Here is a 13962-nt window from a genome sequence, read left to right as displayed (position 1 = left end):
GCGTTCTTCCGGGCGCGAGGTAGCTCCGAGTTGGGTCATGCAGCCGAACCTGAATCGGCTCCTGCGGGCACTTGCCCGCGAGGGGCTCGAGGTGACCTATGACGGTCGCCTCTACACCCTGCGCCTCCAGGGCGACGCGCATTCGCCGCCCGCCGAGGTCCTCCTCCCGCCGGACCTGCCCGTGGAGGGCAAGGCCTTCCGGCAGCTCGCCAACCTCGCCGCCCTGAAGCACCCTGGTGGTGGTGCCGTCCTGCGCGTGCGCGCCACCCCCGACTTCCACCCGGGAGACTCCGGCGTGGCCATCGGGTCGGTGGTGCACACGCGGGGCCTGGTGGTGCCCGCCGCGGTGGGCACCGACATCAACTGCGGCATGCGCCTGCACGTCGCCGACCTGGGCGTGGAAGCCTTCCTCGCCCGGCGCGATGCCTTCGTCGAGCGCATGAAGGGCCACTACTTCTTCGGCACGCGGGATGTGGCCATGTCCTCGCGGGCCGCCGAGGCGCTCCTGCGCGACGGCATCCCCGGCTGGCTCCTGGAGACGATGGAGCAGCCGCTGGGCTGCGCGGCCCGGGCGGACCTGGCGCAGCTCGACCGGGAGTCCACCCGCATCCACCTGGGCGGTGCGCTGGAGGGCGATCCGGCCTGGGCCCCCTCGGGGCTCGTCAAGCCGGGCGTCGTGCGGGACGCGGGCCTGGCCACCATCGGTGGTGGCAACCACTTCGTCGAGGTGCAGCGGGTGGAGGCCGTGGCGGACCGGGCGCGGGCCTGGCAGTGGGGTGTGCGCGAGGGCCAGCTCGCGTTCATGATCCACTCTGGCTCGCGGGACGTGGGCAAGCACGTGGGCATGGCGTGGCTGGATCGGGCGCGGGCGGCGTGGCCGGCGGGGGCTGCCTTCCCGGAGAGCGGCATCCTCCCGCTGGCGGAGCCGGCCCTGGTCGCGGAGTACCTCCGGGCCGAGGCCACCGCGGCCAACTACGCTTTTCTCAACCGGCTGCTGCTGGCCGAGCTGCTGCGCCACACCCTGCGCGAGCTGTTCGGCGACGTGGAGGCCCCGCTCGTCTACGACGTGCCCCACAACATCACCCTGCCGTGGGAGGGCGGGTGGCTGGCGCGCAAGGGAGCCTGCCCGGCCGAGGCGGACCAGCCCGTCATCATCCCCGGCTCCATGGGGGCGTCGTCCTACCTGATGGTGGGGTGTGGCGACGCGGCGGCGCTGGCCTCTGCCTCCCATGGCGCGGGGCGGGCTCGCTCGCGCTTCTCCATGGCGCGGGGTGGGGCGGACAGGCGGGACGAGGCGCTGGGGCTCACCGGCGTGGACTGCATCACCCTGCGTGAGGAGCGCCGCATCGAGGAGGCTCCCGCGGCGTACAAGCCCATCGGCCCGGTGGTGGCCTCTCAGGTGGAGGCCGGCATCGTACGCGAGGTGGCTCGGCTGGCCCCGCTGCTGACGTTCAAGGCCTGAGCACAGCCGCCGCCGGAAGCTGTCGGCGGGGGCCCTCGGATCAGACTTCGGTGAAGCGGGTGCCGGTGGCGCCCAGGTCCTCCAGGGCGGACTTGATGTCACCGGAGACGATCAGAGGGCCCTCCCAGCCCTCGCATCGGAACACCTGGGCGCTGCCGACCTTGGACTTGTCGATGCGCATGTCCCGTACGGACATGTACTGTCCAACCTTGTGCGGCACCCCATTCTCATGGGTCCACAGGCGGATTCTGGAGGACTGCTCGTCGATGCAGCGGATGAGGCGTGTGGCGACGAGGATGAGGTACTGATCGGGGTGTCCGTCCACGTCCACGGGGAGCAGCTGCACGTCATCTGGCGCCCGCTGTGAGAACAGGGATGCGACCCGGACATGGACCACCGGGATACTGATGCCGGCCTCTGTGAAGTCCAGTGGCTGGCCCGGGATTTCCACGGGAACCCTCAAACGCTCTTGGATGTGGACGGGGGTTCCCTCGAAGAACTGCCCGTGCACGACCTTGCGGTCCTGACTGTCTCTGGGCATCGCCAGATGCCAGCGATGAGGGACGTACACATCATCGGCGAACTCGAAGAAACGCTGGAGCATGCGCGCTACTTAACGTGCTGGTTGCCATGTGACGAACTGGTTCAGTTCAGTTCCAGGCGTGGAGATCTGGTTCGCCAGAGGGTGGCGCTCCCTCTGGAGCTTTCCACTGCATTCCACGATGTTGTGGCGGCCTGAGTTGGTCCGAAGAGGTTCTTGCCTCCTGGAGGAATGCGCCTGTGTCACGGGAACGGCCAGCCATGAAGGCGTCTTGTGAGCGGACCGGTGGCGAACTGGTATGACAAGCAGACCAGTTCGGCCAGGGTTCGCCCGGCAGGCTTGCGGACCGGATGCAGGGGCGGGCTTGAGCCCTCTGCCTGTTTCAGGTGACGCAGCCTCGAACGGGAGTCGTGAACAGACTTCTTCGGACCTACTCGGCCCCTGGCAGGCCTGGCACGCGCCATCATGGCCACAGCAGTGGACGGCAGAGTGGGGGGGCGCTCTCGGCGCTCAGGGCAATCTCCTCGACCTGCCCAGCGCCCGCAGCCAGAGGCTCGCCTGGGCTTCGGCCTACATGGCCACCTGTGCCGAGCCCGGCAGCGTGGTCACCTTCGCGGCGAAGCCCTGCGCAGTTTGCCCAGGCCCGCCAGCACCAGCATCACCACCCGCTCCGTCCTTCAGGCCTGAGCACGGCCCGGGCGGGAGGGCAAATCCCCTCCTGCCCGCGTTTATTCTCTGGCGAAGCCGGCCCCCTCCATGTGGAATCACCCCCGTGCGGGTCGTGTGCCCGTCACGCAACCCATCGTAGGGAATTCAGGGAGGGGAAGATGGACGAGAACTTTGGTAACCCCGCAGCTGGCGGGGGCGGCAATGCCCGCGAGATGGTGAGCACGCCCGCCATCCTGCTGATGGTGGTGGGCGGCATCACCGTCGTGTCCGCGCTCTTCGGCATCGTGCAGAACCTCGTCGGCTCGAACGAAGCGGCGATGGCGGAGATGATGAACAACCCGCAGATCCCCGAGGGCGCCAAGTCCGCCATCGCGGCCATGAGCAAGGGCGGCATCTTCAGCAGCCTCTTCCAGCTCGCCCTCGGCTCCGTCACCGTCTTCGGTGGCCTGAAGATGAAGAACCTGGAGAGCTTCGGGCTCGCCATGGCCGCCTCCATCATCGCCATCATCCCGTGCATCGGCTCGTGCTGCTGCATCGGCATCCCGATCGGCATCTGGTCGCTGATCGTCCTCAACAAGCCCGAGGTGAAGTCCGCCTTCCGGCCGTCGTAGCGAGCCGTCGGCCCATGCCCGGTCCGAGTCAGCTCGGGCCCGGGCTCAGGGCCCGGGGCGGGGCGAGGTGAAGGCCTCGCTCCGGCGCTCCCCGAGGCGCAGCGGCGAAGCGGGCCGCTGCTTGCGCATCCGCACGCAGGCCAGCTGCACCTCCGGGGTGAGGATGCGCCGGGCCGCGTGGAGCCGGGCATAGCCCTTCGCGCGGTAGAAGTCCTCCGCGTTGAGGCTGGCATCCAGGCTCATCACCTTGGCGCCGGCCCGCCACGCCAGGTCCTCCAGCGAGGCCAGCAGCGCCGAGCCCACCCCGTGCCCCACCTCCTCCGGCACCACGTAGAGGGCCTCCAGCTCTCCGAGGAACGCGTCCAGCTGCCCGAAGCCCACCAGGTGCCGCCCGCGCTCGGCTACCAGCACCGTGCGCGGCTGCTCCGGCCGCAGGTAGCCGTCCGGCCGCAAGAGCTCCACCCACGTCCGCACCTCTCGGGGCGAGTAGGCGCCCTCGCAGAGCGCCTCCACCGAGCGGGAGTGGATCCGCCACAGTGCGCGCCGGTCTCCCGGAGTCGCCGGGCGCAGGCTGAGCCCTCGTGCCACCGCGCCCTCACGCCACCTTCATGCCCTTGGGGATGACCACCACGCCGCCCGAGGTGACGTGGAAGCGCCGCTTGTCCTCCTCCACGTCGTACCCGATGGTCATCCCCGGGGGGATCTCCACGTTCTTGTCGATGATGGCGCGCCGGATGCGGCACCGCCGCCCGATGGAGACGTTCTCGAAGAGGATGCAGTCCTCCACCTCCGAGTACGAGTGCACGCGCACCTTCGGCGAGAGGATGGAGCGGTTCACCGAGCCGCCGGAGATGATGCAGCCCTCGGACACCAGCGAGTCGGTGGCGTTGCCCACCCGCTTGTTGGCCTTGTCGGCGAAGACGAACTTGGCTGGCGGCAGGTTGTGCGGCTGGGTGTAGATGGGCCACCGGTCGTTGTAGAGGTTGAAGATGGGGTCCACCTCCGCCAGGTCCATGTTGGACTGGTAGTACACGTCGATGTTCCCCACGTCCCGCCAGTAGCCGTGCTCCTTCTCCTCCTGGCCCGACACCCGGTTCTGCGCGAAGTCGTACACGTACACCGGCGCGCGCTTGTACAGCTCGCTGATGATGGACTTGCCGAAGTCGTGCGCGCTCGCCTCGTCCGCCGCGTCCCGCACCACCTCCTGCACCAGCACGTCCGTGGAGAACAGGTAGTTGCCCATGGACGCCAGGCACATCTTCGGGTTGCCCGGCATGGGCGGCGGATCCTTGGGCTTCTCCAGGAACTGGCGCATCTGCCCGTCCGGCCCCACGTCGATGATGCCGAACTCGCGCCCCTGCTCGATGGGCACCGGGATGGCGGCCACCGTGCACGCGGCCTTCTTGGCCACGTGGAAGTCCAGCATCTGCCGCACGTCCATGCGGTACACGTGGTCGGCGCCGAAGACGAAGATGTGATCCGGCTCCTCGTCGGTGATGATGTTGAGGTTCTGGTAGATGGCGTCCGCGCTGCCCTTGTACCAGTCCATGCCGGTGCGCATCTGCGCGGGCACCGACTCCACGTAGTGGCCCAGGAAGGCCGTCATCCTCCAGGCGCGCGACAGGTGGTTGTTGAGCGAATCGCTCTTGTACTGGGTGAGCACCTTCATCCGGTACACGCCGGAGTTCGCGAAGTTGGACAGCACGAAGTCGATGATGCGGTACCGGCCCCCGAAGGGGACGGCGGGCTTGGCGCGCTCACGCGTGAGCGGCTCGAGCCGGGTCCCTGCACCACCTGCCAGAATCATCGCCAGCAGCTTTGCCATATGGCGGCGGACGTTAGCCGCGTGCGCCCGCGCGACAAGAGCGCCCGCGCCGCCTCGCGCACCTTCGTTGAGTGCCCAACCGCCCTGGTCCGCCGCGTGGAGCCTGGCCAACGCCCGGGGCCATTCCGCCCAGGCTGCACCCGGCAGGTACGGTGTAGGTGTGGATCCGCAAGCTCCAGGGGCCTTCCGCCTACCCCTCAGGTGGGTCGGTGCCCGCCTACATGGTGCCCTCCGCCGAGGCGTGGTATTCCTCGTTTTCGATGGCTTCCGACGAGACTCGGGTCACCAAGATCACCACGGTCAAGGCTCCCAACGCGGTCAACCGGGATTGTTGCCTCGTTCAGATCCACGGCCCCGAGCTGGGCAAGAAGTACGTGCTGGACGACAGGGAGTACACGATCGGCCGCGACGAGAACAATCAGATCGTCGTGGACCTGGACAACGTGTCCCGCCGTCACGCGCGCATCTTTGGCAGTCACGACCGCATGTTCGTGGAGGACCTGAAGTCCACGAACGGCACCTTCCTGAATGATCAGGAGGTGATGGGGGCGCAGCCGCTGCGCAGCGGGGACCTCATCAAGGTGGGTGGCTCCATCTTCAAGTTCCTGGACGGGGCCAACATCGAGACGCAGTACCACGAGACCATCTACACGCTGACGATCGCGGATGGCCTCACGGGCATCAACAACAAGCGCTACTTCCTCGAGTACCTCGAGCGGGAGATGGGGCGCTCGCACCGCTACCACCGGGCGCTGTCGTTGATGATGTTCGACATCGACCACTTCAAGAAGATCAACGACGTGCACGGGCACCTGGCGGGTGACTACGTGCTGCGCGAGCTGGCCCAGTCCATCAAGCGGCTGGTGCGGCGCGAGCAGTGCTTCGCGCGCTACGGCGGCGAGGAGTTCGCGCTGGTGATGCCCGAGGACGGGCCGGACAAGGCGCGCCTGTTCGCCGAGAAGATCCGCAAGCTCATCGAGGAGAAGGCGTTCATCTTCGAGGACAAGGAGATCCCGGTCACCATCTCCATCGGCGTGGCGGAGATGGAGCACGACATGACCGAGCCCACCCAGTTCATCAAGGTGGCGGACGCCAACCTGTACCGGGCCAAGAAGGCGGGCCGCAACCGGGTGGTCGGGTAGGGCGCGGCGAAGACTCGCCGCGGGCGTGCCGCCGGAATCGTGAGCCGCCGTCCGATTTCTGGATGGAGCCCCTGATTCTCGAGGGTTTTTCCCTTGAGCAAGGAGGCTCACGGCATGCGCAAGGTCATCCTCTATTCCCTGCTGCTCGTGCTCGGACTGGGACTGTCCCAGGCGCTGCCGCACCTGGGGGCGGGCGTCCATGAGCCGCTGCGGCACGTCATCCGGTTGCTGACGATGGTGGGGCTGGCGTTCATCATGATCCACGTCGGGCTGGAGTTCGAGCTCGACAAGAACAACCTGCGTCGGTACGGGTGGGACTACGTGGTGGCGGCCACGGCGGCGGCCTTCCCGTGGCTGCTGGCCACGCTCTACTTCGTCTTCGTGCTGGCCCCACCCGAGCAATGGGGAGAGGCCCAGCTGTGGAAGGAAGGGCTGCTGCAAGGGCGCTTCGCCTCGCCCACCTCCGCCGGTGTGCTCTTCTCCATGCTCGCGGCCGCGGGCCTGGGCGCCTCGTGGGTGTTCCGCAAGGCGCGGGTGCTGGCCATCTTCGATGACCTGGACACCATCCTGCTGATGATCCCGCTGCAGATGGTGCTGGTGGGCTTCCGCTGGCAACTGCTGGCGGTGGTGGCGTCGATGGCGGTGATGCTCTGGGCGGCCTGGCGCTACCTGCACCAGTGGCGGATGCCGCACCGCTGGCCCTGGGTGCTGGGGTACGCGACCGCGCTCGCGCTCGCCTCGGAGCTCCTCTTCCTGGCGAGCGGGTGGATGGATCCCACCAGCCCCATCCACTTCGAGGTGCTGCTGCCCGCGTTCGTGCTGGGGTGCGTGATGCGCCAGCCGGCCCACGCCCACGACAATGACGCCGAGGAGGGGCAGGAGCCTGGGCTCGGCGACCCCCCGGAGCAGCGCGCGGCCACGGTCGTCTCCGCGTGCTTCATGGTGCTGGTGGGCCTGTCCATGCCGGCGCTCGGCGGGCTCCTGGCGGCGGCCGGGACACAGGTACAGGAGGGGGGCGGCTCGAGCGTCTCCTGGGGAGGGGTGGCGCTGCACGTGCTGGTCGTCACGCTGCTGATCAACCTGGGGAAGATGTTCCCGGCGTTCTGCTACCGGCGCGAGGCCTCCAGGCGCGAGCGCCTGGCGCTGGCCATCGCGCTGTTCCCACGCGGTGAGGTGGGCGCGGGCGTCCTGGTCATCTCGCTCGGCTACGGGATTGGGGGAATGTCCACCGTGGTGGCGATGCTGGCCCTGGCCCTCAACCTGCTGCTCACCGGTGTCTTCATCGTCGCCGTGAAGCGGCTCATCTCCCGGACTCGGGGGACGCCGCCGCTTCAGGCCACGACCTCGAGGGAGCGGCCCCCGCGCCTCTCGGGTCGATTCGCGGGCGGAGCGACCGCCTCCGCTGGAGCGGGGGGGAGGGAGTGAACATGCGAGACTCCAGAATGCAGAGCAGCCCCGAGCGTCCCCTGGCCACCCGGAGCCCTCCCCCGGAGGGCTTGTCTCGGGTGGTGGTGGCGACGGACTTCTCTCCTCGGTCGGAGCGGGCCCTGGCTCGGGCGGCGCGCCTGCCGCTGCGTCCGGGCGCGCGGGTGCACCTGCTTCATGTGTTGGGCCCCTCCGCGCGGGGCGATCCGCTGGACTCGCAGGAGCGCGAGGTGGTGGAGCGGGAGCTGCGCGCCGCCGCCCACGCCATGGCCCGGCGGGCCAGGCGGGGTGGGCCCGCCGTGGAAGTCTCTCCGGTGTTGCGACAGGGAGCTCCCGCGGAGGAGGTGGCGCGGTGCATGGAGGAGGTGGGCGCCGAGCTGCTCGTCATGGGCAGGCCCCGCCACCCGAGCTTCCTCTGGAGGCAGGGAACCGCTTTTCGCCCGGAGGAGCGGCTGCTGAGGCGGGTGAGCGCCTCCCTGCTGCTGGTGGCCCCGCGAGAGGCCACCGCCTACCGCAGGCCCCTGGTGGCGGTGGACTTCTCACCGCCTGCTCGCAGGGCACTAGAGCTGACGCTCCTGGTGTGTCCGAGGGCCTCCCAGGTGGGGGTTGTCCACGTCTGCGACACCTCCTACGAGCTGGTGCTCCACCAGGTCTGGAGCCGGCCCGAGCAGGTGTTGCGCTACCGGGAGGAAGCCCGGGCCGCCGCGCGGGCCGAGCTGGAGCGGCTGCTCGCCTGCGTGGGCCAGGAAGCGTCGCGGCTCGAGCCGCTGGTGCTGGGCGGGAGTCGGGAAGAGGGCGTCCTGGCCATGGCGCGCAAGCGTCAGCCCGACCTGATCGCGCTGGGCTCGCGCCGCTCGATGGGGCTGGCGGAAGTCTTGCTGGGGACGCTGGCGGGCCGGGTGCTCCGCGAGACGGCGTGCGATGTGCTCATCGCGCGAGAGCCCCTGCCTGCGTGAGCAGGCGCTCCCGGCGAGGGGCTCAGCGCCCCATCAGCCGGGCCAGCACCTGCGCCCCGCGGAGCACGACGTCCGGCGGCGAGCACGTGAAGCACAGGCGCACGTGGTGGGGGAAGGGGCCGAAGCTGGGCCCCGGCGCCACCAGCAGGTGGTTCTCCACGCACCGCTCCAGGAAGCCCGACAGCCCGCGCTCGTCCAGGTGGCGGGCCACGTCCACGAAGAGGAAGGTGCTGCCTTGCGGGGGGGGCACGCCGAGCAGGGCCGCCACCTTGCGGCCCGTGTCCGCGTACTGCGCGGCGGCGGCGGCGGCCCACTCGAGCCCCGGCCCCTGCAAGGCGCGCACCCCCGCGAGCTGCGAGGCGGTGGGGGCGCTGTAGAAGGCGTGGGTGCTCACCTTGCGCAGCTGCTCCACCGCCTCGGCGGGGCCGACCACCCAGCCGCAGCGGTTGCCGGCCATGCCGTACGCCTTGCTGAAGCTCCAGGCGGACAGCGTGCGTTCGGGCGCCAGCGTGCGCGCGTAGACGTGCTCGCCCGTGTAGACGTAGTGCTCGTACACCTCGTCCGAGAGCAGCCACAGGCCCTCGCGCCGGGCGAGAGCGGCCAGGGCCTCCATCCACTCGCGTGGGAGCACACGGCCCGTGGGGTTGTTGGGGGTGTTGAGGTACAGCGCCACGGTGCGCTCGGTGAGCCGTGCGCGCACGGCCTCGACCAGCTCCTCGGCGCTGTCCAGCCCCAGGAAGGGCACCGGTACCGGCACGCCGTGAAAGGAGCGCACGATGCCGGAGATGAGCGGCCAGTAGGGTGCCAGGAGGAGGACTTCCTCACCGGGGGTCAGCAGCGCGCCCAGCATGGCGCCCAGTGCGCCCGTCGCTCCCGTGGTGACGAGCACGTGGGCCCGCTCGGTGGGCACGGCCATGCGGGCGCGGACATGTTCGACGATGCGGTCCAGCAGCGCCGGGTGTCCCTCGACCGGGCTGTAGCGGTGCATGCCGGGGTACTGGGCGGTCCGCAGCTCCTCCATGCGGCAGCCCTCGGGCGGCTCCATCCACGTGTCACCCACGTGCAGCGGGTACACCTCTCCTTCCAGGCGCGCGAGCTTGCTCGCGAGCGTGCTGTAGACCGAGCCCGACATGCTGGCGACGGAGGGGGCGTAGGTGGGGTGGCGCGGCATGGGAGCAGTGGGGGGAGGAGTCCGCTCGCGGGGTTGGCTTGCGTGCACGGCCATCCTACCTCCAAGCCAGTGTCACGAGGCTCCTCCTCCGTTCGAGTGGCCCGTGTCCTTGGGAGGACGGCGCTTGTGCGTGCGCGCGTGGCGCCCTGGCTGCTGGCCAGGGGGGCGTTGGGCCACGCCATGATCCTTCTGCGGCGGGCCCGGATCTCGCTGGGAGGCGAGCAGCCGCTCCCACTCCGCCTGGAAGACGGGGTCCTCGCGGGGCACGGGCGCCTTTGGAATCCTCGCGCGCATGATGCGCTCGATGCGCGCGATCATCGCGTCTTCCTTCTGGGTGGCGAACGTGGACGCCACGCCGCTGGCCGCCGCTCGCGCGGTGCGGCCGATGCGGTGCACGTAGTCCTCGGGCGCATGCGGCAGATCGTAGTTGATGACGTGGCCCACGTCCTCCACGTCCAGCCCACGTGCGGCGATGTCGGTGGCCACGAGGCAGCGGTAGGTGCCCTTGCGAAAGCCCTCCATCGCCTGCTTGCGCTGGTTCTGGGTGCGGTCCGCGTGCAGCACGGCGCACCGATAGCCGGCGCGCTGCAGCGTCTGGTGCACCTTGTCGGCGCGCTCCTTCGTCCGGGTGAAGACGAGCGCGGTGGCCTCGTCGCGCGCCAGCAGCGCGAGCAGCAGCGGGGACTTCTCCTCTGGCTTCACCCGGTAGAGCCGCTGCTCGGCGCGCTCGGCGGGGGTGCCGCTGCGGGTCACCTCCGCGCGGATCGGGGAGCGAAGCTGCTCGCGAGCAAAGCGGGTGACGTCCGGCCCCAGCGTCGCGGAGAACAGCAGCGTCTGGCGGCGGCGCGGGAGGGCCGCGAGGATGCGCTCGATCTGGGGCAGGAAGCCCATGTCGAGCATGCGGTCCGCCTCATCGAGCACCAGGGCCTCCAGCCGCGGGAACTTCGCGGCGCCCGTGTCGATCAGGTCGACCAGCCGGCCCGGCGTGGCCAGCACGAAGGAGGGCTGCTGCTTCAGCTCCTCCACCTGGGCCGCCATGTCCTCGCCGCCGATGACCACGGCGTGGGTGAGGCCGCGAGGCTCGGAGAAGAAGCGCACGGGCTCGGCGATCTGCTGCACCAGCTCGCGGGTGGGGGCGAGCACCAGCCCCAGCGTGCCCTTGCTCCCCGCGAAGCGCTCCACCAGGGGCAGCACGTACGCGGCCGTCTTGCCCGTGCCCGTGGCGGCGCAGCCGATGACGTCCTTGCCCGAGAGCGCGGGGGGAATGGTCCGCGCCTGGATGGGCGTGGGGTGCGCGAAGCGCGCGCGGCGCAAGGCGTCAAGGGCTTCGGGCGACAGGCCCAGCTGGGCAAAGGAGGTACTCACAGGGTGGGGCTACCATGCCACGCGCCGGGTAGGGAGGCTCTCCGCGGTCGCTCGGGAGTCGGGATGCACTGCTCCCATGTTCATGCCTGGGAGCCGTGGCGCCAGCGAATCGTTATCCGGTGAATAGCCGGAAGACTGGAATTTTTTCCGTCCCGAGAGTGAGCAGTTCCCTTGAGAAAGGATGCTGCCCAAGAACAGTTCGTCACTCATCGAAAGGTGCACGTGAGTTCTTCCAGAAGTGTCTTCCCCAGTGGAGTGCCAGGCTTCGATGCCCTCCTGGGCGGGGGCCTGCCTGTCCGCCAGTCCTTGTTGATTACCGGGCAGCCCGGTACGGGAAAGACGATCCTCGCCAGCCAGGTCGCTTTCCACGCCGCCGAGGGGGGGACCCCGGTGGTGCTGGCCACGACGACCTCCGAGTCCCAGGCCAAGCTGCTCGAGGATCTGTCCGGGTTCTCCTTCTTCAGCCGCGCGCGGTTGGGCGAGGAGCTCTTCTTCCTCAGCATCTACGCCTGGCTCAAGAAGGGCGCCCGGGAGGCGCGGGAGATCCTCATCAACACCGTTCGTGAGCGGAAGGCCCGCCTGCTCGTGGTGGATGGGCTCCGCTCGGTGCGAGACCTGTGGCAGGACGAGGCGAAGCTGCGCGAGTTCTTCTATGAGCTCGCGGTGGGGCTGGCGACCGTGGACTGCACCGCCATCTTCATTACCGAGTATCCGCTCAGCAAGCTGATCGAGTTCCCCGAGTCGACGACGGTGGACGGCATCATCTCCCTCTCCTTCGATGAGGGCCGGCTCGGCCGCATCCGGCGCGCGGAGGTGGTGAAGCTGCGCGGCATGCGGCACCTGCCCGGCCGGCATGTGATGCGCATCGAGGGCAGCGGGGTCCGCATCCTGCCTCGCGCGGAGGCGCTCACCGCGCCGGATGTGGACTTCGTCCCGCCCGTGGGGCGCGCCGGCTTCGGGCTGTCGGAGCTCGACGCGCTGTTCGACGGCGGCCTGCCCCTCCACAGCTCGGCGCTCGTGGCCGGGAGCACGGGGGTGGGCAAGACGCTGCTCGGGCTGCACTTCGCGGCGTCGGGGACCGCGCGCGGAGAGAAGGCGCTCGTGTTCACGTCCGCGGAGCCCGCGGCGAGCCTCGTCGCCAGGGCGAGGCGGGTCAACCTCGAGCTCCAGCCGCTCATCTCCTCCGGGGCGCTGACCATCCGCTACGATCACTGCTTCGAGCTCGAGGCGGATGAGATCGTCGCGATGCTGCTGGAGGAGCTCGAGCGCACCGGAGCCAGGCGCCTGATCTTCGAGGATGTGGATGTGCTCGAGCGCTCGCTGGAGAGCCCCACTCGGGCCCGTGCGTTCTTTGGCGCCCTGCTGATCCAGCTCAGGACGATGGGGGTCACCTCGCTGTTTACCCGGAAGATCTCCAAGCTGGTGGGGCCCGAGCTGGACTTCAGCGAGTCTCCGCTGGCGACCATCGCCGAGAACCTGCTCTTCCTTCGCCATGTCGAGCTGCGCGGTCGGCTCCACCGGGTGATGTCCATCCTCAACCTGCGCAACAGCCGCTACGACACGAGCCTCCGGGAGTTCGAGATTCGCGACGAGGGGCTGCGGGTGCTGGAGCCCCTCCACTCGGCCGAAGGGTTGTTGACCGGTGTGGCGCGTCCTGTCGCCGTACCGCGCCAGGAGCGTGCGTTCCCGTGAAGGTCGTCCTGCTTGCGGAAGACGAGGAGGCGCTGCTGGAGGTGTTCGCCTCCGTGGTGACGGATCTGGGCCACACCGTGCTCAGCGCGCACTCGGGGGACGAGGCGCTGGGGCTCGCCCGGGCACACCAGCCGGACCTCATCGTCAGTGATCACATGATGCCGGGGTTGACCGGCGTGGAGTTCCTGCGGTCGGTGCGCAGGGACGAGCGGCTGGCGGGCACCCCCTTCATCCTGGTCAGCGCGGTGTTGCCTCAGGGAGCCCATGAGGCGAACGCCTACCTGGCCAAGCCGGTGTCGCTGGAGGCGTTCGAGCGGATGGTGCAGGAAGAACTGCGGGCCTCGGCCAGGAAGCGGGCGGATCGGTCGGAGGGAGCGCCGCTGACGCAGGCGCCCGAGAACGGGTTGAACCTGGCGCGAGCGGAGATGCTGAGCTGGGTGGCGCACGAGATCAAGACACCGCTGAGCTCGGCCAGGCTGAACCTCGAGATGATGATCCGTCACCTGGCAGGTGACGCGGCGGACGCGCAGCGGAGGCGGGGCACGCTGGCGCTCCAGCAGCTCGACCGGCTGTCCACGCTGGTCAGCTCGGTCCTCGAGGCGTCACAGCTGTCCGACGGACGCATCAAGCTCCAGCGCGAGCCGTGCAACCTGAAGGCCTTCCTCGCAGGCGTGGCCCGGTACTGGCGGGACACGCGGTCGGACTTCGAGTTCAGCCTGGTGCTGCCTCCCGAGGAGGTGACCGCCTGGATCGACGCCGAGCGGGTCCGGCAGATCCTCAACAACCTGGTGTCGAACGCCGTGAAGTACTCGGGGACGTCCACGCGGGTGGTGCTCTCGCTGGAGCTGTCTCCCGGTCGTGCCGTCATCGCGGTGACGGACCAGGGGCAGGGCATGGACGCAGCCGAGCTGCCGCGCATCTTCGATCGCTTCCACCGCGCGGAGGGCAGCACGGGGCAGGGGCATGGGCTGGGGCTCTACATCGCGTCGGCGCTGGCCCGGCTCCATGGCGGCACCCTGCAGGTGCGCTCCCAGCGGGGAGAGGGCTCCACCTTCACGCTCTCCCTGCCGCTGGCCCACTGAGGCGCTGGAGGAGCGCGAGGC

The 13962-nt window shown here is 69.5% G+C and carries 12 protein-coding genes and 1 pseudogene; 7 read left to right on the top strand and 6 right to left on the bottom strand.

Annotated elements, in window-relative coordinates:
• Positions 1 to 37: 37 nt before the first annotated feature.
• Positions 38 to 1462 (top strand): RtcB family protein, encoded by a 1425-nt coding sequence (locus KY572_RS07065; RefSeq protein ID WP_224241649.1) that lies wholly within the window; start codon positions 38 to 40, stop codon positions 1460 to 1462.
• A gap of 40 nt (positions 1463 to 1502) precedes the next feature.
• Here the strand turns inward: KY572_RS07065 and KY572_RS07060 are convergent, their stop codons facing one another.
• Positions 1503 to 2066 carry an imm11 family protein gene (locus tag KY572_RS07060; protein WP_224241648.1) on the bottom strand — a complete coding sequence of 188 codons (564 nt, stop codon included), beginning with the start codon at positions 2064 to 2066 and terminating at the stop codon, positions 1503 to 1505.
• Between the two features lie 394 nt (positions 2067 to 2460).
• Positions 2461 to 2642, bottom strand: a pseudogene (locus KY572_RS48325) (AHH domain-containing protein); the annotation flags it as partial.
• A 188-nt stretch (positions 2643 to 2830) separates the two neighbouring features.
• Here KY572_RS48325 and KY572_RS07055 point away from each other — a divergent pair.
• A complete protein-coding gene (locus KY572_RS07055) occupies positions 2831 to 3283 on the top strand; it encodes a hypothetical protein (protein WP_224241647.1) in 453 nt (150 codons plus the stop codon).
• Between the two features lie 45 nt (positions 3284 to 3328).
• On the opposite strand, the gene KY572_RS07050 is transcribed toward KY572_RS07055, so the two are convergent.
• Complete coding sequence (locus KY572_RS07050) at positions 3329 to 3871, bottom strand: GNAT family N-acetyltransferase (RefSeq protein ID WP_224241646.1); 543 nt, start codon at positions 3869 to 3871, stop codon at positions 3329 to 3331.
• A 7-nt stretch (positions 3872 to 3878) separates the two neighbouring features.
• A complete protein-coding gene (gene glgC / locus KY572_RS07045) occupies positions 3879 to 5219 on the bottom strand; it encodes a glucose-1-phosphate adenylyltransferase (protein WP_263451465.1) in 1341 nt (446 codons plus the stop codon).
• A gap of 149 nt (positions 5220 to 5368) precedes the next feature.
• Here glgC and KY572_RS07040 point away from each other — a divergent pair, with 149 nt between their 5' ends.
• From KY572_RS07040 to KY572_RS07030, 3 genes are all read left to right on the top strand, one after another.
• Positions 5369 to 6250, top strand: coding sequence for a GGDEF domain-containing protein (locus KY572_RS07040; protein WP_224241642.1), 882 nt, complete (start codon positions 5369 to 5371; stop codon positions 6248 to 6250).
• 114 nt (positions 6251 to 6364) lie between these two features.
• The gene (locus KY572_RS07035) at positions 6365 to 7675 is read left to right on the top strand and encodes a cation:proton antiporter (protein ID WP_224241640.1); all 1311 of its coding nucleotides are present in this window, start codon (positions 6365 to 6367) and stop codon (positions 7673 to 7675) included.
• A 2-nt stretch (positions 7676 to 7677) separates the two neighbouring features.
• Positions 7678 to 8631 (top strand): universal stress protein, encoded by a 954-nt coding sequence (locus KY572_RS07030; RefSeq protein WP_224241638.1) that lies wholly within the window; start codon positions 7678 to 7680, stop codon positions 8629 to 8631.
• 22 nt (positions 8632 to 8653) lie between these two features.
• Here the strand turns inward: KY572_RS07030 and KY572_RS07025 are convergent, their stop codons facing one another.
• Together KY572_RS07025 and KY572_RS07020 are read right to left on the bottom strand one after the other, a co-directional pair.
• On the bottom strand, positions 8654 to 9856 hold the full coding sequence (locus tag KY572_RS07025) for a pyridoxal phosphate-dependent aminotransferase (RefSeq protein WP_224241636.1): 1203 nt from the start codon (positions 9854 to 9856) through the stop codon (positions 8654 to 8656).
• 18 nt (positions 9857 to 9874) lie between these two features.
• On the bottom strand, positions 9875 to 11167 hold the full coding sequence (locus tag KY572_RS07020; protein ID WP_224241635.1) for a DEAD/DEAH box helicase: 1293 nt from the start codon (positions 11165 to 11167) through the stop codon (positions 9875 to 9877).
• A gap of 222 nt (positions 11168 to 11389) precedes the next feature.
• Between KY572_RS07020 and KY572_RS07015 the strand changes: the two genes are divergently transcribed.
• Positions 11390 to 12859, top strand: coding sequence for an ATPase domain-containing protein (locus KY572_RS07015; protein ID WP_224241634.1), 1470 nt, complete (start codon positions 11390 to 11392; stop codon positions 12857 to 12859).
• Positions 12856 to 13941: an ATP-binding response regulator gene (locus tag KY572_RS07010; RefSeq protein ID WP_224241633.1), complete on the top strand. Its 1086-nt coding sequence runs from the start codon at positions 12856 to 12858 to the stop codon at positions 13939 to 13941. The genes KY572_RS07015 and KY572_RS07010 overlap by 4 nt, the downstream gene beginning before the upstream one ends.
• The last annotated feature ends 21 nt before the right edge of the window (positions 13942 to 13962 follow it).

The sequence above is a fragment of the Hyalangium gracile genome (assembly GCF_020103725.1).
GTDB classification, from domain to species: Bacteria; Myxococcota; Myxococcia; order Myxococcales; family Myxococcaceae; genus Hyalangium; species Hyalangium gracile.
Note: the sequence above shows the minus strand (reverse complement) of the source record. Positions and strands in the feature narration are given on the sequence as shown.